Raw genomic sequence first — 24,265 nt, forward strand, 5'->3', positions numbered from 1 at the left:
TTTACGGCGAGCCGACAGACTAAACATGATAGCCAGCGAACGTGCGTATCGGAACGCATGATTTGCGCTAAGGATATTCAGTAAGCATGTGCAAGTGCCGTGCCGCGCACCTTATCTCGCACGAAGATAACCGTATGGCGTTTTCTTGGTTCGCGCGTGACGAGACGGCTTGTACATTTCATCGTCTTGGCGCGACGAATCCACGGCAAAAATCCCCGCATGACGATCAAAGGCTCAAGCAATCGCAGCATGGCCGCGCTCGCGCTGATCGCATCGATCGCGCTTCCCTTCGAATGCGCGCATGCTGAAGGCGAAGTGAAAGTCGCCGATCAATACGGCATCGGCTCGCTGCTGCTGAAGGTCGTGAAGGACCAGAAGCTCATCGAGAAGGAAGGCGAGCGCGCCGGAATCAAGATCGACGTGGAATGGCACACGCTCTCCGGCGGCGCGGCCGTGAACGAAGCGCTGCTTTCGCGTGCGGCGGATATCGCCACGCTCGGCATCGGACCGCTCATGACGATCTGGGACCGCACGCAAGGTCACCAGAATTTCCGTGCAATCGCGGCGCAAAGCTCGGTTCCGGTCGTGCTCGTTTCGAACGACCCCCGCATTCGCAGCATCAAGGATATCGGCGAAAAGGACCGCATCGCGGTGGTTTCCGTCGCGGTCTCGCAGCAGGGCAGGCTGTTGCAGATGGCATCGGCCAAGGCATACGGCGATGCGAACTACGCGCAACTCGACCGCTTCGAAGTGAACATGCCGCATGCCGATGCAACCACCGCGATGCTCTCGGGCAACTCGGTCATCAACCTGCATTTCTCGAACGCGCCGTATCAGTATCAGGAGCTCGACGATCCGAAGATCCACAAGGTCATCAGCTCGACCGACATTCTCGGCGGTCCATCGACGGGCAGCGTGGTCGTGACATCGGAGAAATGGCGTAAGGACAATCCGAAGACCTATGCAGCCGTACGCGCCGCACTTGTCGATGCCGCAAAGCTCGTTACGAGCGACAAGCAACAGGCCGCAGCCATCTATCTTCGTCAGGACGAGTCGAAACTCACGCCCGCTTTCGTCGCACGCATTCTCGGCGACAAAGACGTGAGCTTCACGACGACACCGCAAAACACGCTGCAATTAGGCGCTTTTCTTTATCGCGTAGGCGTGATTCATCATGAACCGAAGTCCTGGCGCGACTACTTTTTCGTGGACGATGCAAATGCGCAAGGCAGTTGACGCGAGCATCCGCGCCGGCATCAACATCAATCAGGAGACAGGCATATGAACGCAGCCGTCATCGAACACGCAGCGCGTGTCGAAGTGAAGCCGTTGTCCGCGCATATCGGTGCGGAGATCAGCGGTGTCGACCTTACGCGGCCCTTGTCGAAGGACGAGGTCAAGGCCATTCGCGACGCGCTTCTGAAGTGGCGCGTGGTGTTCTTTCGCGAGCAATTCCTGAGTCATGAACAGCATGTCGCGTTTTCCGCGCAGTTCGGCCAATTGACGGTGGGCCACCCTGTCTTCGGTCACGTGGACGGGCATCCCGAGATTTATTCGATCTCCAAGTTCCGCAAGGCCACGCGCTTCGAAGGGCAGTCGGTATTGCGTCCGTGGACCGGTTGGCATACGGACGTCACCGCTGCCGTGAATCCGCCGTATGCATCCATCTTGCGCGGCGTGACCATTCCGCCGTATGGCGGCGATACGCAATGGACCAACCTCGTGGCCGCGTACCAAAAGCTCTCGGCGCCGCTGCGCGCATTCGTCGATGGCCTGCGTGGCGTGCATCGCTTCGCGCCGCCGCAAGGCGCCGCCGGCACCGATGCTTTCGCGAAAGCGGTCGACCAGCACACGCTCGTGAGCGAGCATCCGCTCGTGCGTGTGCACCCTGAAACCGGCGAACGCGCGCTGTATGTAAGCCCGAGCTTTCTCAAGCACATCGCGGGTCTTGCGCCGCGCGAGAGTCAGGCGTTGCTCGAACTGCTGTGGGAACACGTGACGCGGCCGGAATTCACCGTGCGCTTCAAGTGGGAGCCGGGCAGCATCGCGTTCTGGGATAACCGCACGACCGCGCATCTCGCGCCGACCGATATCTTCGATCTGGATTTCGATCGACAGCTATATCGCACGACGCTTGTCGGCGATATTCCAGTGGGACCGGACGGTCAATCATCGGTGGCAATCGAAGGCTCGCCGGTGGGTGCCGCGGCCGCTGTCGCACTCAACTGATCGACGACGCCATGGCAAAACGAAGCGGACAACTGCGCCTGGGCGCGTTTCTTTATCCGACGGGACATCACATTGCCGCGTGGCGTCATCCGCATGCCGTCGCGGATGCCGGCGTCAACTTCAAGCATTACACAGCGCTCGCGCAGGCAGCGGAAGCGGCGAGCTTCGATCTCGTCTTTCTCGCCGATGGCTCCGGCACGCGCGGCGACGATGCCGCGTTCCTGAGCCGCACCGCGCACAGCTATGTCGCGCAGTTCGAGCCGCTTACGCTGTTGTCCGCGCTCGCGGCCGTGACCGAGCGCATCGGGTTGGTCGGTACGGCATCGACATCGTTCAACGAGCCTTATCACATCGCGCGCAAGTTCGCGTCGCTGGATCACATCAGCGGCGGCCGCGCGGGCTGGAACCTCGTCACTTCGTCGAGCGAGCATGAAGCGCGCAACTTCAATCTCGATCAGCATCTCGCGCATGCACACCGTTACGAACGCGCGGAGGAATTCGCCGAAGTGGTGACGGGCCTGTGGGATAGCTGGGACGACGACGCCTTCGTGCGCGACAAAACATCGGGCAGGTATTTCGATCCCGACAAGCGGCACGTGCTCGACCATCGCGGCGAGTTTTTCAAGGTGCATGGTCCGCTGAACGTTTCGCGTGCGCCGCAGGGTCATCCAGTCGTGGTGCAGGCGGGATCGTCTGAAGCGGGCAGGGCGCTTGCCGCGCGCACCGCCGAAGTGATCTTCACCGCGCAGCAGACGCTCGAAGATGCCGTTGCGTTCTATGCCGATGTAAAGGGACGCATGGCGCAATATGGACGTGATCCCGAATCGCTCAAGATCATGCCGGGCGTCATGCCCATAGTCGGACGCACGGAAGAAGAAGCACGCGAAAAGTTCGATGCACTGCAGGCATTGATCGATCCCGTGGTCGGCCTAGCGATGGTCTCGACGCTCACGGGCGGCTTCGATCTCTCGGGCTATCCGCTGGACGGACCCATTCCCGATTTGCCGGAAACGAATGCCAGCAAGAGCCGCCAGGGCTTGATGATCGACCTGGCGCGCCGCGAGAATCTGACCATACGTCAGCTCTATTTGCGCATTGCGGGCGCGCGCGGTCATTGGCAAATCGTCGGCACGCCGGTGCAGGTTGCGGATGCGCTGGAAGAGCGCTTTGTCAATTACGGGGCGGATGGTTTCAACGTCATGGCCGCGTTGCTGCCCGATTCGCTGAATGATTTCATTGAACTGGTGCTGCCTGAATTGCGCCGGCGCGGGCTCTTCCGATACGGCTATGAAGGGCGCACGTTGCGCGATCATCTTGGTCTCGAAAGACCGCGTTCTCGCTATGCCGTGACGCAAGAGGAAACCAGCACGGATCTCGTCTGAATGTGAGCCAGCGGCGCGCAAAACGATATTGCGCGATCCTTGGATAGCATCTGGCAAACCGTTGGTTTGCGTGGGGCAAACACGAACGTAGTATCGGGTGTTCTCTTTCTCACTCGAAGAATGCCCATGAATGCCCCTCGCTTTTCCTCGGCGACACTCGAGCTCGATCCGGGCACGCCGCTCGAACAGCCCGCGCCACGCGCATCCGGCGCACAGACGCTGGTCGAACTGCCCACACGCGAACGTGCCCGTACCACGACACTGAACTGGAAGCTCATCCGCTCGCGCAGTTTGCGCGTGGGCGTGCCCATTGCGATTGTCGTGCTGTGGCAACTCGTGTCGTCGCTGCAACTCATCGCGCCCGAAACGCTGCCGCCGCCGACCGTCATCCTTGCTGCATTGAAGGAACTCGTCGCGGATGGCGAATTGCAGAGCGCTATCGGCGTATCGCTGGCGCGTGCGGCGACCGGCCTTGCCATTGGCGGCGGTATCGGCCTGATTGCGGGCTTGTTCGCGGGACTATGGCGCGTAGGCGAAGAAGTCGTCGATGCGCCCTTGCAGATGCTGCGCACGATTCCATTCATCGCGCTCATTCCGCTCTTCATCACGTGGTTCGGTATCGGCGAGGGCGCGAAGATCGCGGTCATTCTCGCCGCGACCATCTTCCCGATGTACCTCAACACCTACGCGGGCGTGCGCGGTGTCGATCCCAAGCTGCTCGAAGCGGCCACCGTGTTCGGGCTATCGAGCCGGCAAGTAGCGTTGCGCATCATTCTGCCGACCGCGCTGCCTTCCATACTCGTCGGCTTGCGCTATGCGTCCGCCGTGGCGCTGCTTGCGCTCGTCGTCGCGGAGCAGATCAACGCGCAGAACGGCATTGGCTACATCCTCGTCAATGCGAACCAGAACCAGCGCGCGGACATCATCATCGCGGGCATTCTGGTTTATGCGGCGCTCGGCATTCTCACCGATCTCATCATGCGCGGTCTCGAACATGTCGCGCTTCCGTGGAGGCCGCGCTTTGAACTCGCCTGATATCGATGCCTTGAAGAACGTACGCGATCATCGTGAAATCGCACTCGAATTGCAAGGCGTGAGCCGTCGCTTCGGCGGACGTGCAGTACTCAAGGACGTATCGCTGAACATAAGGCGCGGCCAATTCGTATCGATGCTCGGCGCATCGGGCGCCGGCAAGACCACTTTACTGCGTATTCTCGCGGGCCTCGACAAGGCCGATGAAGGACGCGTGCGCGTGGCGAATGCGCGCTCCGTCGTGTTTCAGGAACCGCGTCTCGTGCCGGCGCGGCGCGTGTGGGAGAACGTCGTCATCGGCCATGACAGGTTGGGCGCCGCAAAAAACGACGCACTCGCCGCGCTCGACGAAGTGGGTCTTGCAAGTCACGCGGAAGGCTGGCCAAAGACGCTTTCGGGCGGCGAAGCGCAACGCGTCGCATTGGCCCGAGCGCTCGTGCGCGAGCCGCGTCTCTTGCTTCTCGATGAACCCTTCGCCGCACTCGATGCATTGACCCGCATCCGCATGTACGACCTCGTCGCACGCTTGTGGCGCGCGCATACGCCGGCGGTCGTGCTGGTGACGCATGACATCGACGAAGCCATTCTCTTGTCGGACCGCATTGTCGTGTTGTCGCAAGGCGAGATAAGCGCGGACGTCACCGTGGACTTTCCGCGGCCGCGCTCGCGTGCGGACGGCAACGCCATAGCACTCAGAACACAACTGCTCGAAGCGCTCGGCGTGACGACAGAAGAACCACAACGAGCCGCGACGGCAAACGCGGCCTGACATTCCTTCCTTAACCGACCACTCACTTCATGCGCATCAAGAAAAGCTTAACCGCACTCTTCGTTACGGGCTTCCTTGCTTTATCGACTTCGGCGTTCGCGGAAGAGCCGCTCACCATTCAGATCGGCACGCAGGATGCCGCGTGGCCATTGATCGTCGAGGCATCGCACGTGCTGGATGGCGCGCCGTACAAGGTCAAGTGGGCCGTGCTCACGGGACCCGCCGCGCAACTGTCCGCGCTCTATTCGAAAGTGCTCGACGTGGGTCTGATGGGCGATACCTCGCTCATCATCGAACAGGGGAATGCGCGTCAGACATGGACGCCGGAGACCGCGCCCTTGCAGATCATCGCGGGATGGCGCAACCCGGATAACGCGTATCCGCCTATCGTCACCGTGGTTCGAAAGGAAGCCAACGTGAAGACGCTCGCGGACCTGCGCGGCAAGACCTGGGGCTACAACTTCGGCGGCTTCAATTATCTGCAATACGTGCTGTCGTATGTGAAGGCCGATCTCAAGCCGAAGGACTTCCAAGCGGTCAAGTTCGGCGATGGCAACGTGTCGGCTTCCGCTTTCAACGCGGGACAGGTGTCGGTTTATTCGGGCGGCTTTGGTCCGGTGAAGGAAGCGGTCGACAAGGGCGATGCACGCGTGATCGTCAAGAGCGACGAACTGGATATCCCCGCGCTCTCGGTGTTCGCGGCCCGCACCGATGTCTTGCGCGATCCCGCGAAGAGCAAGGCCATCGGTGACTTCCTCGGACGTCTCAAGAGCTCGTGGACGTGGTGGGCGCAGAACGTGCCGGCCGTCGAAAAGATCTATGCGGAGAAAATGAAACAGTCGCCGGCACGAGCGAAGTTCTCGGCGGAAAATGGACGCTCCGTGTTTTATCCGCTCGACAAGACGCTCGTCGCGCGCGAGCAGAAGATTGCGGACACGCTCTACAAGTCCGGCGATATCAAGAACAACATCAAGGTGGATATCGAGTTCAATCCGGTATTCGATTCGCAAGCAGTCGCCGCGCGTTGATGCCTGAAGCGGGCGTGCGCAGAACACGCCCGCTTGTTCATTCCTTCACCGCCGTATAAGGATGCGCGTAGCTGAAGGGATCGCACAGCAAGTCGTTCAGCGCATACTGCCCCACCGCGTGATACTTCCAGCGCACGCTGTCATGCAACGTATGCGTGCGCGCATTGCGCCAGTGGCGGTCGAGGTTATGCTCTTCGCGTGTCGATTGCGTGCCTGCAAGCTCGAAGAGTTTGTTCGATGCATCGAGCGCGAGGTGGGTCGTGAGAATCTTGGCTTCCGCCGTCGCGACGATGGCCGCGCTCACTTTGTCACGCGCTGAACCGGGCACACGCGCCGCTTCGATCAACACCGCTGCGCGCTCGGTCAACGCGCGCGCAGCGTGCAGGTCCACGGTCAGCTTGCCGATATCGCGCAACGTGAACGGATCGTCCGTGGCATGTGCGGCGCCACTTCCTCGTGCCGGATGCGCAAGCGTGCGCAAGAAGCGCTTCGTCTCATCGAGCGCGGCACGGCCGATACCCAGGTCGATCGCCGCATGAATCAGCTGCGAAACCGCGTTGCCCGTATCGATCTCGCCGCCTGGCTCGCGACGCACCACTTGCACCGCGTCCACTTCGACATTGTCGATATGCACCCGACCGCTTGCAGTCGTGCGTTGCCCGAAGCCCGACCAGTCGTCGATCACTTCGACGCCGCGCGCATGACGCGGCACGTAGACGAACACGGGCGAGCCATCATCGTCCCGCGCGGCGACGGGTATCCAGTGCGCGAAGAGCGCGCCTGTGGAGTACACCTTTTTGCCCGATACGACGAGCCCGCGCGTCGTGCGCCGCACGCGTGTTTCATGCGAGCCCGGCAAGCGATCGCCGGGTTCGGCCGTCGCATTGCCGAGTCGCTCGCCTGCAAGCGCGCGTTCGAAGAAAAACGCCTGCTGCGAAGGCGTGCCGTCGTGCCGCAGGCGTTCCAGATTGGCGAAGTGATTCTGCGGAATCTGGCCGAGCGATGAATCGCCTGCCGAGATATGTTCGAAGACCTGCGCGATGGTCCATACGGAAACATCCGCGCCGCCGAATGCCTTGGGAACCGAGATGCCCCACAGTCCCGATGCGCTGAACGCTTCGAGTTCTTTACGCGGCAAGCGCCGCTCGCGATCTCGCTCCGACGCTTCCTGCGCGAACGCATGTTCGAGACGTTGTGCCGTTTCCAGCGCTTCTGCATCGGTACGAATGCGATGCGCTTCTTGCGCGCGAGTCGGTTGATCCAGAGTAGAAGACATGAAACTCCCTTAGAGGCTCGGACGATAAAAGATCAGGCGGCCTCGCGCCTCTTTGCATACTGGCTGTCGGGACGCGGCAAACCATAATGTTCGCGCAAGGTCGTGCCTTCGTAATCGGTGCGGAAAATGCCTTTGCGCTGCAAGAGCGGCACGACGTGATCGACGAACGCCGCAAGGCCGCTCGGAAACACATCCGCGTTGAGATTGAAGCCATCCGCGCCACGCTCCTCGAACCACTGCGCGATGTCGTTGGCAATCTGCTCGGGCGTACCGACAATGATTCGATGCGCGCCCGGATTGCGATCGAGCAACTCGCGTACGGTCAGGTTTTCGGCCTTGGCAAGCGCAACCGTCGAGTCGATGAAGCCGCGCGGCAAGTCCGAGCGCACGACCTTTTCGATGCGCTCATAAGGCAGCGGCTTGTCGATATGCAGATCGTCCGGCGAGAGCCCGAGCGCGCCGGCCAGGCGCGCGACTTCCCGGTCGGTGTCGAGCAGCGCATCGAGTTCGGCTTTATGCGCGCGCGCTTCCTGTTCGGTTCCGCCGACCACCGGATACAGGCCCGGCAACAGCAGAAAGTGATCGGGGTTGCGCCCATGCCGCGCCACGCGTTCCTTCATCTCCTTGTAGAACGCCTGCGCGCTCGGCAAGGTGGTTTGCGCGGTGAAGACCGCATCGGCGAAACGGGCGGCAAGCGCGCGTCCGCCTTCGGACGATCCCGCCTGCACGAGCACGGGCCTTCCTTGTGGACTACGCGGCACATTGAGCGGGCCGCGCACCGAAAAGTACTGACCGCGATGCTCGATGGAGTGCACGCGCGACGGGTCCGCATAACGTCCCGTGGCCTGATCGGCGACGAGCGCGTCGTCTTCCCAGCTATCCCAGAGCTTCGTCACCACATCCACGAATTCTTGCGCGCGTGCATAGCGCTCTTCCGTGGAAAGCGGCGTGTTGAAGCTGAAATTCGCGGCGGCGGCTGCGTCGTAGGTCGTCACGGCATTGAACGCGACGCGCCCGCCGCTCAGGTGATCGACCGATGCGAAGCGCCGCGCGAGATTGAACGGATCGTTGAACGTGGTCGATGCCGTGCCGATGAGACCGACATGCTCGGTCGCGCCCGCGAGCGCGGTGAGGAGCACCGTGGGTTCGAACGATTGCTGCGGACCTTCGGCGTGATTGCGCAGGGCGAGCGCATCCGAGAGAAACACGGCGTCGAGCTTGCCGCGCTCCGCTGTCGTTGCAATCTCCCTAAAGAACGTGAAGTCGATGATCGCGCGCGGGTTGTCCAATGTGCGCCATCCTGCGGGATGCCGCCCGACGCCCGTGATGTTGGTGTTCAGATGCAATTGGCGATGTTTGGTCATGACGTCGTCCGAGGTAAGGAGTTCGCTGCGGGCACGGGCAGTCGCAAGCCCGCATCGACGAGAAGCGGCAACACGGCCTCGCCGAAATACGCGAGGTCCGGTTCGAAGTCGAAGAAGGTGAGTTGCACGCCATCGCAACCGGCGCGCTTCAATTCAAGCAACTGATCGACGATCTGCTCGGGCGAGCCGATCAGATGCAGATTGCCGCCGAGAATGCGCTGCTCGCGCTTGTGATTCGCCCATGCCTTCGCGTCGCTGCGGCCGTGCTGGCCGACGAAGCCGTCGAGCGCGCCTTCATCGGCGTGAGCGACGATGGCATCGCGATACTCGTGCGCCTCGCGTTCGGTCGGCCGGCATACGATGGTCGGATTGATGAGCGTGCGCACGTTGCGTTTCACCCGCTCGGCCTCTTCGCGAATGGTCGCGGTATGCGCAGGCAGAGCGCCGATGGCGTCGTTGAAATCCGCGCCTGCGGGGCTCGTGATGAAGATCAGGTCCGAGTGACGCACCGCGTACGCAATCCCCGCGGGCGACCCGGTCGCATTCACGAGCACCGGCCGATGAAAGCGCGGTCGCGGACTCACGAATGCGTCCTGCAACTGCCAGTGCGGCGAATCGATGTTCTGATTCGCATCGCTGCGCCACAACGAATCGAGCACGGCGACGAATTCGGCCGCGCGTTCATAGCGCGTGTCGTGCTCGATCATCGGCTGGCCGAACATCGCCCATTCGCTTTTGACGTGACCCGTCACCAGGTTGATGCCCCAGCGTCCGCCCGAGATATGGTCGAGCGTCGCGCCGAACTTGGCGAGATGCAGCGGATGCCACGGACCATAGAGCGCATGCACCGTCGAGATCAGCAGGATGCGCTCGGTGACGGCGGCAAGCGCGCTCGTCGCGATGAACGCGTCGAGCGATTGCTCACGATACTTGAGCGCGCCGCCATGCCCGTTCTTGCCAAGCCATTGCGCGAGGCCGAAGACCAGATCGAAGCCGAGCGCTTCCGCTGTCTTCGTGAGCCGCGCGTTGTAGTCGAAGCGCCAGTCGGTCGAGCGCGGCAAGGTCGAGATGGACCAGCCGCCGTTCTGAATCGGCAAGAAGAGGCCGAGCATCAACGGTTGCTGAAACGCGCCGTGAAGCGCGCTGCCGGGAATGTCGGCGGGACTCGTCGAACCGTCGAAGACAGGGCGTATCGTCGGTGAAGTCATGATGCCAGGCGTTCGCGGCTGCGCTTGTCCGTGGCCGTCTTGAAGTCCAGCACATCGATCGATGCAATGGCGTCGCGCTCCACCTGTTCGACCAGTTGCAGCTCCCACGCGAGGTACGCATTCATTTGCTCGGCCACGCGTTCCTTCTCGACGTGATACGGGCTATACCACGCGTCGTCGTCGCCAGTCAGGTTGTGCGCGTCGCCGGTTTCGAGCGGCAAGCCAATCGCGCTCCAGCGCGCCGTGCCGCCCACGAGCGCGGCGATCTCCGGCCAGCGCGGCGCGAGTTCGGCGGCGACGAGTCCGGCGAGCAAGCCATCTTCCGAAGTCAGCACGACGGGCGCATCGCGCTTGAAAACGCCCGAGCGCAGGTGGTCTTCCACTGCGCTTGCCGCCACGAAACGTGCGCCCGGCACATGGCCTTTGCGATACGCAATGCTCGCGTCGATATCGATCACTTGCGCGCGACCGGCATCGAGCGCGCGTTGCAGATGATCCGGCTCGATCCAGCGCGTGCGCGCGCCATGCGGACGCACGCGCAACGGCTCGGGACCGGCTTCGAGCGCGTCGTGGGTGAGGGCGGCGCTGGCGGCATCGTCGAGCACGCGGACATCGAGATAGCCGAGTTGCTTGAGCCACGACGCGGTCATGCGGGCGCGCACGCCATCGTCGTCGCGCAGTACCACGCGTGCATGCAGCGTGGCGATGTACTCGTCGGTCGCCTGCACCAGTTGACCGCCCGGCGCCGAACGCCAGCCTGCCGGATGCCCCGCCGCGTATTCGAGCGGATCGCGCACATCGAAGCGATACAGCGTGCGCTCGCCGCTTTCGCGTTCGAGCGCCGCGAGCGTTTCGCCGTTGATCACGGGCACGTTCGCCTTGCGCGCGGCGGCCGCCGCAAGTTCGCGCGCGGTCGCGAGGCTCGCGCCTTCGGGACGCGGTGCGGTGCGAATCTCGCCGTGTTCGAGTTCGAGGCCCGAGAGCAGCCAAGCCATCGAGCCGCCCGTGAGTGCGGCGACCGGATTCGGCACGCCCGCATTGATGAGCGATTGCGCGCCGAGAATACTGCGCGTGCGCCCGGCGCAATTGACGACGATCAGCGTATCCGGCGAAGGCGCCGCCGCGAGCGCGCGATACACCAACTCCGCGCCCGCGCAGTCGATGCCGCCGGGAATATTGAAGTTGTTGAATTCGCCGAAGGGGCGCGAGTCGAGCACGACCAGATCGTCGCCCGCATCCTGACGCGCCTTAAGCGTTTCGGCGTCGATGTTGGGCGTATGCAGCCGATGCTCGATCAGTTCGCCGAACGCCTTGCCCGGCACGTTGGTGCCGCTGAAAATTTCGAAGCCGGCGCGTGCCCAGCCTTCCACGCCGCCATCCAGAATCGACACGTCCGTGTAGCCCCAGCGCGCCAGCAATGCGGCGGCGCGTTGCGCATAGCCGTCCTCGGCGCCTTCGGCATCGACGAGAACGACGGGCGTGCCGCGACGTGGAGTGAGCCGATCGATCACGAGACCCAGGCGTCCGACCGGCGCGACCGACGAATAGAACAGGCGTTTTTTCGACGACACGCCTTCTTCGCGCACGTCGAGCACCGCGAGTTCATTGTGTTGAGCGATCAGGGTGCGCAATTGCGCGGGAGAAACGAAGCGTGACATGAAGAAGGTCCTTGGATGGGTTTCGGTTGACGCGGCGAATCGGGCGTTACGCGTTACGAGTTACGCGTTACGCGTAGGGCGGCCCGCCGCCATCGACATAGAGACGCGAACCGGTGACGAAACGGGCATCGTCCGAAAGCAGATACGCGACCGCGGCCGCGACGTCTTCCGGCGTGCCGGGGCCTTCGAGCGCGGTCAGGCGCGTGGGCTCGTTCTGACTTTGCGCGGCGGCGAGCGCATCGAAGCGCGGCGAGCGGATCGGACCGGGCGCGACGGCATTCACGCGCACGCCTTGCGGACCGTAGCGGCGGCCGAGACCTTGCACGAGCAGATCGATAGCCGCGTTTACGCTCGAACCGGGGAAATGATTCGGCGGCGGCGCAATGCCGCCGCGTCCCGAGATCGCCACGATCGCGCCGCGCCCTTGCTTGATGAAGAGCGGCAAGGCGGCGCGAATCGGGCGCACCGAGCCGAGCAGCTTGGCATCGATCACGCTTTGCCAGTCGTCGTCGGTGAGTTCGAGGAAGTCGCCGAAAGTGGAGACGTTGGTGCTGGTGACGAGGCCATCGAGGCGCCCAAAGCGCTCTTCGATCTGCGCAAACGCCGCCTTCACGCTTTTGTCATCGGTGACGTCGACCTTGAGCGGGACCACGTTCGGCGACGCTGCGAACAATCGCTCATCGACGCTGCGTGACGATGCGACGACCGTCGCGCCCGCATCGGCGAGCGTGCGCGCGGTGGCCGCGCCCAGCGCGCCGGAAGCGCCCGTCACCCAGACAACCTGGTCCTTGAATGTGCTGCTCATGGCTTACTCCGATGAATGGTTGGAAAGTACGCGGCGCGCGCGCCCACACAGCCGGTTGTCGAGGCGACCGGCCGAAGATTCGCGGAAAACGTCAGGGAACGAGGCGGGCAGGCGCCGGGGCAACGCGTTCATGCGCGCCGCCCCGGTGTGTTGGTGGCGATGGCGGAAAGGAGCATGGACGAAGTGTTTCGAGAGCGGAGTCGCCCATCTTCGCCTTGCTTGCGGTCATCGCAAACCGATCATTTCAACGATGCTTCTTACCTGATTTCGTATTTGGTTAGATGGTCAGGTTCAAAGCGAAATGCCTTCGTGTTCGAGCGCGAGCTTGACAGCGGGCCGCTCGCGCATGCGCTCGTAGAACGCTTTGAGCTTTGCCGGCACTTCGATGCTCATCTTGTTGGCCCATGTCAGCATCGTGAAAAGGTAAGCATCCGCGACGCTTGCGGATTCCCCGAAGAGATAGTCGCCCTTCATCATCTTGTCGATGAGCGTAAAACGCTGGCCGATCTTCTCGCGCGCCGCCGACGCTTCCGCATCCGATGTCGGGCGGAACACGCGGCCGAACTGCTTGTGGATTTCGGTCGAGATGAAGGCGAGCGTTTCGAGCAGACGCGTGCCGCCTTCATCGTCGGATGGTGCGAGCGCGGGCTTCTGACGCGCGACCCACGAAAGAATCGCGATGTTTTCGGTCAGACGGCGGCCATCGTCCAATTCGACTACCGGCACGTAGCTTTTCGGGTTGATCTCGTCGAATGGACGGCCGTCTTCAGTCAGCTTGGTCTTCAGATCCACCTTCACGCGTTCGAAATCGAGCCCTGCCTCGTGCATGGCAATGTGATCCGCGAGACTGCATGCGCCGGGTGCGTAATAAAGTTTCATCGTGTGCCCCTCCTTGGTTTCGTTGATTTGGCGTCTTGAAGGCGAGCAAGGGTTATGCCGCGCGAAAACGTCGAGCCGTGGCTCAAGTTTCACGATTTGGCTGCCGATATACCGGTGTCCTTCTCCCTCGCACGCGCAGGCCGCGTCGCCCGGTCATGTTCCCCACACCCGACACCGAAACCCTACGTCTTTGCAGCGTGCTTTCGAGCAGCGCGTTCGGACTCGTCTTTGCGCTCGTGCGCTTCGAACCGCGCGCGGAACGCTACTTCGCGCACTGGTCGGCGAGCGCGTTTCTCTATGCGGCGGTTCTGGTCGGCTTCGAGTTCTGGGAAGACCGTTTATTCCTAGATGGCCTGCTGCTGGGCGGGCTGGCGGCGAGCAACATGCTGCTGATCACGGGCATGCGCGCATTCGACGGCAAGCCGCCTTTTCGCTGGTGGATGCTCGCGCCTATTGCGGGCTCCGTGCTGGTCCACGTGCTTCCCACGTTGACGTTCGGCGCACGGCCGGCCGTGTTCGCCTGGACGCGCGCGGGCGATACCATCGGCATCGCGATATCGGCGCTGATCGCGGGCGCCATGCTCGTGTTGGACGCGCGCCGCCTAAAGAGCCGGGGCGGGCGCATCGCCGGTCTTGCGATGCTCGGTTATCTGCCGGGTTACGCGATCACGCTCGCGGCATTGGCGTGGGGCGACTCGCGCGTGAATTTTCTCGCGGTCATTCCAATGCTTTCGGATCAACTGCTTCTGGCCGTGCTCAATCTTGGCCTGCTCGCGATTCCGGCGGAGCGCGCGCAGCAGCGTCTGCGCGATGCCGCGTTGCGCGATCCGCTGACGAGCGTATGGAATCGCGCGGGCTTTGAGCAACACGCGCGGCCATTGATCGCACCGGGCGCGACCATCCTCGCCATCGACCTCGATCACTTCAAGCAGATCAACGACCGTCACGGCCATCTCGCGGGCGATAACGTGCTGATGGAACTGGCACGGCTGGCGGGCGCGGAAGTCGGCTCGCTCGGCGGCGAGTTCGGGCGGCTGGGCGGCGACGAGTTCATCGCGATCCTGCCGGAATGGCGCGCGCCTTATGCACAGGCGTGCGCCAACCAGATTCATCGCGCGTGCCGCTCGTTCACGGAAGGCATGCCGGAATGGACGATGAGCATCGGCGTCGCGCAGGTGAGCGAAGGCGAGCAAAGCTTTCAGGATGCGCTGCAACGCGCGGACAAGGCGCTGTATCGCGCGAAGGTCGCCGGACGCGACAAGCTGACCGCTATCGGCGACGCGTGCTGGTAGCGCGCTCAGTCGTCCGCCAGAAAGGTCGGATGACGCGTGCGAATCTGATCGATCTGATGCAGCGTGCCGGACAGATGCTTGCGCAACGCGGCGTCGGCGGCTTCGGCGTCGCCATTCGCGATGGCATCGACGATTTCGGTGTGATCGCGCACCACGGCAAGCGTCTTGCCCTCGACGGGCAAATGCAGCCGCCGCAACCGGTCGATATGGCCGCTCAACCGGCGCACCAGATCCCACAACTGCGGCACGCCGGCGGCTTCGTACATTTGCCGGTGAAACGCCTGGTCTTGTAGCGAGAACTGCTCGTAATTCTTGAGGTCGCGCAGCTCCATCTGCTTCTCGATGGTCGTGCGCAGCCGCTCCACCAACTCGGCATTGCGCGCGTTCGCCAGCGTGCGCACCACTTCCAGCTCGATCGAGCGGCGCAGGAAATGCGCTTGCAGCGCCGAAGTCACGCTGATGCGGCTAACCACGGTGGCGTGCTGCGGGAAGATATCGACGAGACCTTCCTCGCCCAGCTTCATCAACGCGTCACGCACGGGCGTTTGGGAAAGGCCATAACGCGCGGCGAGATCTGCGCGCGACAGCACCGTGCCCGGCGCGAGTTCGAGCGAAAGAATGCGCGCGCGCAACTGCTCGAACACTTGCGGCGCGGCGTGGCGCGACCGGTCGAGGCCTTGTCGAGTTGCCGCAGCCGGGGCGTCGATGAGTTTCATGGCGGACTGTTTGATTGCGATATTCGCGATTTTAAGGCCTGCAAGAATGATTTCCGGCCGTATACCGCGGCAGCGACGATGGGTACTTTCCCCACTGACGCACTAATATATTAGTGTTTATGATGCGGATATCGATTCCACTCCCGGATAATTCCCATGAGCCGCAGCGTCACCATCACGCAAGTCCGCATCACGCCGATCGCCTTTCGCGACGGTCCGCTCCTGAACGCGGCCGGTATTCACGAGCCGTGGGCGTTGCGCGCCATCGTCGAACTGGAAACGAGCGACGGGCGCGTCGGTATCTCCGAAACTTATGGCGATGAGCCAATGCTGCGCGTGCTGGAACAAGCGAAGGAACTGGCTATCGGCCTCTCGCCGTTTGAGTTGAACCGCATGGAGGAGCGCGTGCGTGCGAGCATCAAGCCAAGCCCGGGCGCGGTGGAATTCGAACTCGCACCCGGCTCGCACACGGCCAAGAACGCGTCGAAAGTGATCAGCACGCTGGAAGTCGCGATGCTCGATCTGCAAGGGCAAATGGTCGGCGCGCCTGTCGTCGATCTGCTCGGCGGCAAGGTGCGCGACGCGGTGCCGTACAGCGCCTATCTCTTCTTCAAGTATGCGGAACATATCGACAAGCCGTATGCGCCGGATGCCTGGGGCGAAGGCATCAGCCCGCAACAGATCGTGGCGCAGGCGCGCCGCATGATCGATCTGTACGGCTTTCAAAGTATCAAGCTCAAGGGCGGCGTATTCGAGCCGAAGCATGAAATTGCCTGCATGCGCGCGCTGTCCGAGGCTTTTCCCGGCACGCCGCTGCGGCTCGATCCGAACGCCAACTGGACGCTCGAAACGAGCATCGAGGCCGCGCCCGAACTCGACGAACTGCTCGAATACTACGAAGACCCGTGTCCGGGTCTCGCAGGCATGGCGGAACTCGCCAAGCACACGCGGTTGCCGCTTGCGACCAACATGGTCATCACGACTTTCGACGACTTCCGGCGCGGCTGCGAAATGGGCTCGGTGAAGGTGCTGCTGTCGGATCACCACTACTGGGGCGGCCTGCGCGCGACGCAGACGCTTGCACGCATGTGCGCCCTGTGGGAGCTTGGCATGTCGATGCACTCGAACTCGCACCTGGGCATCAGCCTGATGGCGATGACGCATGTCGCCGCGAGTATCCCCAATCTCACTTACGCATGCGACACGCATTATCCGTGGCAGGAAGAGGAAGTCATCAAGGGCGGCCGGGTGAAGTTCGATAACGGCGCGGTGCGCGTGCCGACGACGCCGGGCCTCGGTGTCGAACTGGACCGCGACAGGCTCGCGGAACTGCATGAGCAATATCTCTCGTGCGGCGTGCGCAATCGTGACGACCTCAAGCAGATGCGCAAATATCAGCCGGAATTCACCGGCAAGAATCCGCGCTTCTGAGCGGCACGCACGATCAACGAGGAGACAAGCCCATGAGCAGTTCGACGCCAGATCGCGCGGATGAACCGACGAATCCACTGACCAGCGCCGTCAGCAAGATCAAGTGGCATATCCTGCCGCTCTTCGTCGTGATGTTCATCGTCAATTACATAGACCGCGTGAACATCGGTTTCGTGCGTCAGCATCTGAGCGCTGATCTTGGGATCGGCGCTGCGGCTTATGGACTAGGCGCGGGCTTGTTCTTCGTGAGCTATGCCGTGTTCGAAGTGCCGTCGAACATGCTGTTGCAGCGCTTCGGCGCGAAGGCGTGGCTCACGCGCATCATGATTACTTGGGGACTGGCGGCGGTCGGCATGGCTTTCGTGCGCGGCGAGACTTCGTTCTACATCATGCGCCTGGTCCTCGGCGCGGCTGAAGCGGGCTTCTTTCCCGGCGTGGTGTTCTACTTCACGCGCTGGCTGCCGAGCAATCAGCGTGGCCGTGCCATGGCGATTTTCTTGAGCGGCTCCGCGTTGGCTTCGGTGCTATCCGGGCCGATCTCCGGCGCGCTCATGCTGATAGACGGCATGGGTCTGCATGGCTGGCAGTGGATGTTCCTGATCGAAGGTTCCGCTTCCGTGGTGCTCGCGGCCTTCGTGTGGTTCTGGCTCGATTCGAAGCCGCGCGATGCGAAGTGGCTCACGCGTGCGGAGCAGGACGCGATCATCGACGAGATCGAGAGCGAACAAGTGGAACGTGACGCGTCGCATACCGTCAAGCCATCCACGTGGAGCCTGTTGCGCGATCCGCAGATTCTCATCTTCTGCCTGATCTACTTCTCCGTGTCGCTGACGATCTACGGCGCGACGTTCTGGCTGCCGAGCATCATCCGCAAGATGGGGCACTTCAACGACTTCCAGGTCGGGCTCTTCAATTCGATTCCGTGGATCATCTCCATTGCAGCGATGTACGTCTTCGCCATGCTCGCGGCGCGCTTCAAGTTTCAGCAGGCTTGGGTGGCGGTGGTGTTGATCATCGCCGCGCTCGGCATGTATGCGGCGGGGCAGGGCAGCGCGGTGTTTTCGTTCGTGGCGATCTGTTTTGCGGCGATGGGTTTCAAGGCCGCGTCGTCGCTGTTCTGGCCGATTCCGCAAGGCTATCTCGACGCGCGCATCGCGGCGCCGGTCATCGCGCTCATCAATTCGCTCGGCAATCTCGGCGGCTTCGTGGCGCCCGCGACCTTCGGCTTTCTCGAGCAGAAGACGGGATCGATCGAAGGCGGCCTCACGGGGCTCGCCGCGATGTCGGTCGTGGCCGCGGCGCTCGTCTTCTTCGCGGCCATGAAGCCGCGCGATGGACGCGGCGTGATGATTGCAAAGGCGGGGCGTTCGCACTGATTGTGGCGTCCGGCGTCAGGCGATACGCGCCGCACGTCGTTTCGATTCATCGCGCGGCCTGGCAATGTTGGAATGCTTGGCCAGCGCATCGACTACGTTCGGCCATCGCCTGGCGCATTTCTTCCGTACCCGAACCGATATGCCGATTTCGCAGGCATGTTCGTGTGCGCCGCCGAACTCGTCGGCCGGCTCGCGAGCAGCTTTGTCGAGCTTGCTTTCGCTGCTCGTCCGATGCGTATGCGTCTTGCGCGCGCTTGGCATGCCTCGCGTCACGCCGAGCCTTATCCGCAGGGCGATTCCCGCGCGGATCTTTTATGCGCTTTCGAGGCATCCGATGTGGCGCGTGCCTTGATCGATTGAGCCGAGCGTCTGACAGGTAGGAAGCCCGCATCGACGTCGCGCTGGCTGCGCTCGTTGAGCATTGAGAGTTACCGGAGGGTGCGGCGTTCGCGTTGTTCTCCATCGCGCGAAGCGGGGGATGGATGGCGCATTCGATGGGGCAGATCGAGGAGGGAAGTTTGTTGCGGCCGCGGGCGGATTGCATCGGGCCCGCGGTTGTCGATTGACGTTTGAATCTGTTTGATGCTGCAAAGGCAGCATCGGGTGCTTTAGCGCTTTGTGTTGGCTTTGCTTTTGATTCGCGTCGACCGGATTGCGGTCCGATCGACGCGTTTGGGAAGGGTGAGTTAGCGGCCGCCTGCTCCACCACCGCCACCACCGCCACCGCCACCGCCACCGCCGCCGCCGCCACCACCACCGTGACCACCGCCGCCGTTGCCGTGGCCACCGCTGCTGCCCGCGCCGCCGCCATTGCCGTGACCGCCGCTGCTGCCATTGCCGTGGCCGCCGGTGCTACCTGCGCCGCCGCCATTGCCATGACCGCCATCGCCGTGGCCGCCGCCATCGCCGTGACCACCGGCGCTGCCGCCGTTGCCATGACCGCCGTCGCCGTGGCCACCGCCATCGCCATGACCACCAGCGCTGCTGCCGTTGCCATGACCGCCGTCGCCGTGGCCACCGCCATCGCCATGACCACCAGCGCTGCTGCCGTTGCCACCGCCGTTGCCATGACCGCCGTCGCCGTGGCCGCCGCCATCGCCGTGACCACCAGCGCTGCTGCCGTTGCCACCGCCGTTGCCATGACCGCCGTCGCCGTGGCCACCACCATCGCCGCCGCCATTGCCATGACCGCCGGTGCTGCCGTTGCCGCCGCCGTTGCCATGACCGCCGTCGCCGTGGCCACCGCCATCGCCGCCGCCATTGCCATGACCGCCGGTGCTGCCGTTGCCGCCGCCGTTGCCATGACCGCCGTCGCCATGGCCACCGCCATCGCTGCCGCCATTGCCATGACCGCCGGTGCTGCCGTTGCCGCCGCCGTTGCCATGACCGCCGTCGCCGTGGCCACCGCCATCGCCATGACCACCAGCGCTGCTGCCGTTGCCACCGCCGTTGCCATGACCGCCGTCGCCGTGGCCGCCGCCATCGCCACCGCCATTGCCATGACCGCCGGTGCTGCCGTTGCCGCCGCCGTTGCCATGACCGCCGTCGCCGTGGCCACCACCATCGCCGCCGCCATTGCCATGACCGCCGGTGCTGCCGTTGCCACCGCCGTTACCGTGGCCGCCATCACCGTGGCCACCACCATCGCCGCCGCCATTGCCATGACCGCCGGTGCTGCCGTTGCCGCCGCCGTTGCCATGACCGCCGTCGCCGTGACCGCCATCACCGTGACCGCCGCTGCTGCCGTTGCCACCGCCGTTACCGTGGCCGCCGTCGCCGTGGCCACCATCGCCATGTCCGCCGTCGCCATGACCGCCATCACCGTGACCGCCGCTGCTGCCGTTGCCGCCACCGTCGCCGTGACCGCCGTCGCCATGGCCGCCGTCACCGTGACCACCGCTGCTGCCGTTGCCGCCACCGTTACCGTGACCGCCGTCGCCGTGACCGCCGTCGCCGTGACCGCCGTCGCCGTGACCGCCGTCGCCGTGACCACCATCGCCATGACCGCCATCGCCGTGACCGGAGCTGCCGCCGCCGTGGCCCGTGCTGCCACCGCCCGTGCTACCACCACCCGTGCTGCCACCGCCCGTGCTGCCACCGCCCGTGTTGCCACCGCCCGTGTTGCCACCGCCCGTGCTCCCACCACCCGTGTTGCCACCGCCAGTGCTTCCACCGCCCGTGCTGCCACCGCCCGTGCTGCCACCACCCGTGCTGCCACCGCCCGTGCTGCCACCACCCGTGCTGCCACCACCCGTGTTGCCACCGCCCGTGTTGCCACCGCCCGTGCTACCACCACCAGCGCCTACACCACCCGACCCAGAACCAGACCCAGAACCCGACCCAGAACCCGACCCCGTACTACCGGAACTCGAGCCACCATGCGAACCAGTCGACCCCGCACCTTGCCCTCCGGTCGATCCCTGACCAGCCGCCGTTCCAGCACTAGCGGTTCCACTACCCGTGCTCGCGCCATTGCTGCTCGAAGTACCCGCAGCACCAGCGGATGTCCCACTCCGGTTACCCGCTGGAAGTCCAACCATCCGTCCCGGCAAAACGGCGGCTTGAGCGCGCGTTTGCGGGTCCGTTGCAGCAGACACCGCCGCCGGCGCAACCCCGATGACACCATTCGCGCATGCCGCCGATGTCAGGTTATTGCAAGCCTCCGTGGCTGTCTGAGCATGTGAAAGATTCGACACCACAGCCGCGATAACGATCACGCTAAGCTTGAGCGCCGTCCTCAATTTATATTTGTTTGGGTTCCTCATGTCTTCCCCGTAGTTTGGCTATCGCGACGCTTCGGTGAGGCGTTTAACGCGATGTGGGGCAAGAATGGCAGTCTGAGGATGTCGTTCTGTGCGTTACTCAACCTAGCGCCGGGCGGCCATGTAGCAGGGCGTGCGCGACCTCTCAGAAAACGTTTGCATAAGCCACAAAAGACACGGTTGCACTTACCACGTGAAGCCGATCACCAGCGGAAATTTTGCCTTGCCGCAATGGGAGAGATGCATCGATCAGCAACGGGAAAATCGTGAAAATAGTCGGCATCCTAACTAATTGGAAGCACATCGAACGCACTTATGAGCACGGTATAGCACTCGAAACGAATGCTAGTTGAAAGTTAATTCGATGGTTATCGAAAGATTCAATGGCAATCGTTATGCGGTCCACACCGCATAACTTCCTCAAGCGCGTAATAAAAAAAGCGGCGGTGTCCGAACCATCGAACACCGCCGCATTGCGCTCAAGCGATCGGTTATCAGAAGCCCTGTCCACCGCCGCCGTTGGTTGAAGGACTCGTTGCACCATTCGAACTACCGCCGCCCGATCCGGTTACGCGAGGCTGCATGCCGCCCGAGCCCTGATTTGTGCCACGACCCGCGGCACTCGTGCCGTTATAGGACCCACCCGTTGCCGATTTACCAGTAGTGATATCGGCGGTGCCCGAACGAGTCATATCGCTATTGACCTGTCCGGGGCTGGCCGGACCATGACTCGCACCCGGCTGTGTCTGCGCGCTTTGCGCGACCGCCGCGCCGGACAATCCCGACATGAGTGCGCATAGAACGAGTTGCTTGCTGATCTTCATGGCATCTCTCCTTTTCGATAAGACTCACGCTTCCGAATCGCGCTTGCTCGATGGATGATCGGGCCCGGCGTCCGGATCGACATCGGGATCGATATGATCGTTCTCCGGCGTGTAAGGCCCTTGCTCCGGATGGTCCTTGCCCTTCGGGACCAGCGATGCATCCATGTTTCCGTGTTCACGCTGTTCGATCGTGCCGTCGGCCTTCTCCTTCACGTCGCCTTCGCCAATCGCTTCGCGGCGCTGGTCCGCGCGTTCCACCGGGTCCGAAGGTTCGCTATTCATTTCTTTGCTCCTGATCGAGGATCAGTGCGCCGAAGGTCGGCCGCACAGTTGCAACGGTTACGCGAATAACGCAGCAACGGTTATGCCGCCGCAATGCATCACGTCGCATCGAAAGCTATTTGTCCCGATGCCCCGGCAGCACAGCGCCCAGGACTTGCCGCGCCGTATCGACGATCACGTTGCCCTGGTTTGGATCGCCCTTCAAGAGTGTGGTCGCGAACGCCTTCGCTTGCTGCAGCGTGATATGCGGCGGCAGCGGCGCCACATTGGGATCGGCCTTGACTTCGATCACGACAGGCCGGTCCGATGCAAACGCCTCGTCCCACACGGCGGCCATGCGTTCGGCATCGTCCACATACAGGCCTTTAAGGCCGATCATCTCGGCAAACTTGTGATACGGCACCGATGGAATGTCCTGCGATGCCTCGAACTTCGGGTCGCCTTCCATCACGCGCTGCTCCCATGTCACCTGATTCAGGTCCTGGTTGTTGAGCACGAGACAGATCCAGCGCGGATCGGACCATTGTTTCCAGTACTTCGCCACGGTGATGAGTTCGGCCATGTTGTTCATCTGCATGGCGCCGTCGCCGACGAGCGCGATCACCGGCCGCTCGGGATGCGCAAACTTCGCCGCGATGGCGTAGGGCACGGCCGCGCCCATCGATGCAAGGCCGCCCGAGAGCGAGCACATCATGCCGCGTTTCACCTTGAGGTCGCGCGCATACCAGTTCGCGCACGAGCCGGAATCGCTCGTGACAATGGCATTCGACGGCACGCGCGGCGACAATTCCCACACGGTGCGCTGCGGGTTCACGCCGGTTGTAGCGGGCTCGAGCGCGCGCTTTTCGAGCGTCTTCCACCAGTCGCTCATCCATCCTTCTATGTCCTTGCGCCACGCGCGATCCGTCTTCTCTTCAAGCAAGGGCAGAAGTGCGCGCAAGGTTTCAGCGCTATCGCCGACGAGGTTGACTTCCATCGGGTAGCGAATGCTCAGCATGTCCGCCTTCAGGTCGATCTGCACGCCGCGCGCCGCGCCTTCCTTCGGCAGGAATTCGGCATAAGGGAAACCCGAGCCGATCATGAGCAGCGTGTCGCATCCGGTCATGAGCTTGTAGCTCGGCTCGGTGCCGAGCAAGCCGATGGAACCGGTCACGAAAGGCAAATCGTCCGGCAATGCAGCCTTGCCCAGCAGCGCCTTGGCCACGCCCGCGCCGAGTTTCTCCGCAATGGCGATGACTTCGTCGGTTGCCTGCAACGCGCCCGCGCCGACGAGTATCGCGACCTTCTTGCCGGCGTTGAGCACATCGGCGGCTTGCTGCAAGTCATCGGGATACGGCACGGTCTTCGGCGCGCGATAGCCCACGCCCGAATGCAAGGTGCCGTGTTTGCGGCCGGGCGCTTCATAGTCGAGGTCCTGCAGATCGTTCGGCAGGATGAGCGCAGTCACGCGCTTCTCGGCAATGGCGATGCGCACCGCGCGATCGACGAGATGCCGTATCTGCGAAGGCACGCTTGCCTGTTGCACGAACGCGCCCGCGACATCCTTGAATAACGCGCTCAGATCGACTTCCTGTTGATAATGACCGCCAAGCGCGGCGCGCGCCTGCTGGCCGACGATGGCGAGCACTGGCATGTGATCGAGCCGCGCATCGTAAAGGCCGGTGATCAGATGCGCCGCGCCCGGTCCCGATGTCGCGATGCACACGCCCAGCTCGCCCGTGAACTTCGCATGTGCGGATGCCATGAACGCGGCCATTTCCTCGTGCCGCGCCTGAATGAATTCGATCTTGCCTTTCGCGCGATTCATGGCGCCGAAGACGCCATTGATTCCGTCGCCGGGATAGCCATAAATACGGCGCACGCCCCAGGCGTGCAGACGGTCGATCAGAAAATCGCCGACAGTAGTGGACATGGAATTTTTCTCCGGATGACGAAGCAAAAAGCGCACGCAT

General features: G+C 63.0%; 22 protein-coding genes. 10 read left to right on the forward strand and 12 right to left on the reverse strand.

The genetic code is table 11. The features are described 5' to 3' along the window. Positions 1-77: 77 nt before the first annotated feature. Positions 78-251, reverse strand: a complete 174-nt coding sequence (locus P9292_RS13565; RefSeq protein WP_309959464.1) for a hypothetical protein — start codon at positions 249-251, stop codon at positions 78-80. Here P9292_RS13565 and P9292_RS13570 point away from each other — a divergent pair. The 6 genes from P9292_RS13570 to P9292_RS13595 all read left to right on the forward strand — a co-directional run bounded on the left by P9292_RS13570 (position 250) and on the right by P9292_RS13595 (position 6,440). Next, positions 250-1,236: an ABC transporter substrate-binding protein gene (locus tag P9292_RS13570; RefSeq protein ID WP_309959466.1), complete on the forward strand. Its 987-nt coding sequence runs from the start codon at positions 250-252 to the stop codon at positions 1,234-1,236. The genes P9292_RS13565 and P9292_RS13570 overlap by 2 nt on opposite strands. A gap of 45 nt (positions 1,237-1,281) precedes the next feature. Then, positions 1,282-2,229, forward strand: coding sequence for a TauD/TfdA family dioxygenase (locus P9292_RS13575; protein WP_250493015.1), 948 nt, complete (start codon positions 1,282-1,284; stop codon positions 2,227-2,229). 11 nt (positions 2,230-2,240) lie between these two features. Next, complete coding sequence (locus tag P9292_RS13580) at positions 2,241-3,611, forward strand: LLM class flavin-dependent oxidoreductase (RefSeq protein ID WP_309959468.1); 1,371 nt, start codon at positions 2,241-2,243, stop codon at positions 3,609-3,611. 126 nt (positions 3,612-3,737) lie between these two features. Further along, entirely contained in the window at positions 3,738-4,646 is a 909-nt protein-coding gene (locus P9292_RS13585; protein WP_250466342.1) for an ABC transporter permease, read from the forward strand. Continuing rightward, positions 4,633-5,412 carry an ABC transporter ATP-binding protein gene (locus tag P9292_RS13590; protein ID WP_309959470.1) on the forward strand — a complete coding sequence of 260 codons (780 nt, stop codon included), beginning with the start codon at positions 4,633-4,635 and terminating at the stop codon, positions 5,410-5,412. Before P9292_RS13585 ends, P9292_RS13590 begins: the two co-directional genes overlap by 14 nt. Before the next feature lie 29 nt (positions 5,413-5,441). After that, complete coding sequence (locus P9292_RS13595; RefSeq protein WP_250509741.1) at positions 5,442-6,440, forward strand: ABC transporter substrate-binding protein; 999 nt, start codon at positions 5,442-5,444, stop codon at positions 6,438-6,440. 37 nt (positions 6,441-6,477) lie between these two features. Here P9292_RS13595 and P9292_RS13600 read toward each other — a convergent pair whose 3' ends face one another. From P9292_RS13600 to P9292_RS13625, 6 genes are all read right to left on the reverse strand, one after another. Next, positions 6,478-7,716: an SfnB family sulfur acquisition oxidoreductase gene (locus P9292_RS13600; protein WP_309959472.1), complete on the reverse strand. Its 1,239-nt coding sequence runs from the start codon at positions 7,714-7,716 to the stop codon at positions 6,478-6,480. Positions 7,717-7,748: 32 nt separating this feature from the next. Then, positions 7,749-9,080 (reverse strand): LLM class flavin-dependent oxidoreductase, encoded by a 1,332-nt coding sequence (locus tag P9292_RS13605; protein ID WP_309959474.1) that lies wholly within the window; start codon positions 9,078-9,080, stop codon positions 7,749-7,751. Next, positions 9,077-10,288: an LLM class flavin-dependent oxidoreductase gene (locus P9292_RS13610; RefSeq protein WP_309959476.1), complete on the reverse strand. Its 1,212-nt coding sequence runs from the start codon at positions 10,286-10,288 to the stop codon at positions 9,077-9,079. Before P9292_RS13610 ends, P9292_RS13605 begins: the two co-directional genes overlap by 4 nt. Next, positions 10,285-11,946 (reverse strand): rhodanese-like domain-containing protein, encoded by a 1,662-nt coding sequence (locus P9292_RS13615; RefSeq protein ID WP_309959479.1) that lies wholly within the window; start codon positions 11,944-11,946, stop codon positions 10,285-10,287. The genes P9292_RS13610 and P9292_RS13615 overlap by 4 nt, the downstream gene beginning before the upstream one ends. A 67-nt stretch (positions 11,947-12,013) precedes the next feature. Continuing rightward, entirely contained in the window at positions 12,014-12,751 is a 738-nt protein-coding gene (locus P9292_RS13620; protein ID WP_309959481.1) for an SDR family oxidoreductase, read from the reverse strand. A gap of 291 nt (positions 12,752-13,042) precedes the next feature. Then, entirely contained in the window at positions 13,043-13,630 is a 588-nt protein-coding gene (locus tag P9292_RS13625) for a glutathione binding-like protein (protein ID WP_244828970.1), read from the reverse strand. 155 nt (positions 13,631-13,785) lie between these two features. On the opposite strand from P9292_RS13625, the gene P9292_RS13630 reads away from it, so the two are divergent. Then, positions 13,786-14,922, forward strand: a complete 1,137-nt coding sequence (locus P9292_RS13630) for a GGDEF domain-containing protein (RefSeq protein ID WP_309959483.1) — start codon at positions 13,786-13,788, stop codon at positions 14,920-14,922. A 5-nt stretch (positions 14,923-14,927) separates the two neighbouring features. Here the strand turns inward: P9292_RS13630 and P9292_RS13635 are convergent, their stop codons facing one another. After that, on the reverse strand, positions 14,928-15,638 hold the full coding sequence (locus tag P9292_RS13635; protein ID WP_250466325.1) for a GntR family transcriptional regulator: 711 nt from the start codon (positions 15,636-15,638) through the stop codon (positions 14,928-14,930). Positions 15,639-15,794: 156 nt separating this feature from the next. Here P9292_RS13635 and P9292_RS13640 point away from each other — a divergent pair, with 156 nt between their 5' ends. The 3 genes from P9292_RS13640 (at position 15,795) to P9292_RS13650 (ending at position 18,805) form a co-directional block, all read left to right on the forward strand. After that, complete coding sequence (locus P9292_RS13640; protein ID WP_244828967.1) at positions 15,795-17,069, forward strand: glucarate dehydratase family protein; 1,275 nt, start codon at positions 15,795-15,797, stop codon at positions 17,067-17,069. 32 nt (positions 17,070-17,101) lie between these two features. Continuing rightward, the gene (locus P9292_RS13645; protein ID WP_250509735.1) at positions 17,102-18,445 is read left to right on the forward strand and encodes an MFS transporter; all 1,344 of its coding nucleotides are present in this window, start codon (positions 17,102-17,104) and stop codon (positions 18,443-18,445) included. 72 nt (positions 18,446-18,517) lie between these two features. Then, positions 18,518-18,805: a hypothetical protein gene (locus P9292_RS13650; RefSeq protein WP_309959485.1), complete on the forward strand. Its 288-nt coding sequence runs from the start codon at positions 18,518-18,520 to the stop codon at positions 18,803-18,805. Between the two features lie 326 nt (positions 18,806-19,131). Here the strand turns inward: P9292_RS13650 and P9292_RS13655 are convergent, their stop codons facing one another. The 4 genes from P9292_RS13655 to P9292_RS13670 form a co-directional block, all read right to left on the reverse strand. Then, positions 19,132-21,210, reverse strand: a complete 2,079-nt coding sequence (locus P9292_RS13655) for a hypothetical protein (protein WP_309959487.1) — start codon at positions 21,208-21,210, stop codon at positions 19,132-19,134. A gap of 491 nt (positions 21,211-21,701) precedes the next feature. Beyond that, positions 21,702-22,031 (reverse strand): hypothetical protein, encoded by a 330-nt coding sequence (locus P9292_RS13660; protein WP_250526461.1) that lies wholly within the window; start codon positions 22,029-22,031, stop codon positions 21,702-21,704. A gap of 24 nt (positions 22,032-22,055) precedes the next feature. Continuing rightward, positions 22,056-22,313, reverse strand: a complete 258-nt coding sequence (locus tag P9292_RS13665) for a hypothetical protein (RefSeq protein ID WP_244828961.1) — start codon at positions 22,311-22,313, stop codon at positions 22,056-22,058. Positions 22,314-22,428: 115 nt separating this feature from the next. Next, the gene (locus P9292_RS13670) at positions 22,429-24,225 is read right to left on the reverse strand and encodes a thiamine pyrophosphate-requiring protein (RefSeq protein WP_250493001.1); all 1,797 of its coding nucleotides are present in this window, start codon (positions 24,223-24,225) and stop codon (positions 22,429-22,431) included. Positions 24,226-24,265 lie beyond the last annotated feature (40 nt).

Source organism: Caballeronia sp. LZ001 (genome assembly GCF_031450875.1).
GTDB lineage: Bacteria > Pseudomonadota > Gammaproteobacteria > Burkholderiales > Burkholderiaceae > Caballeronia.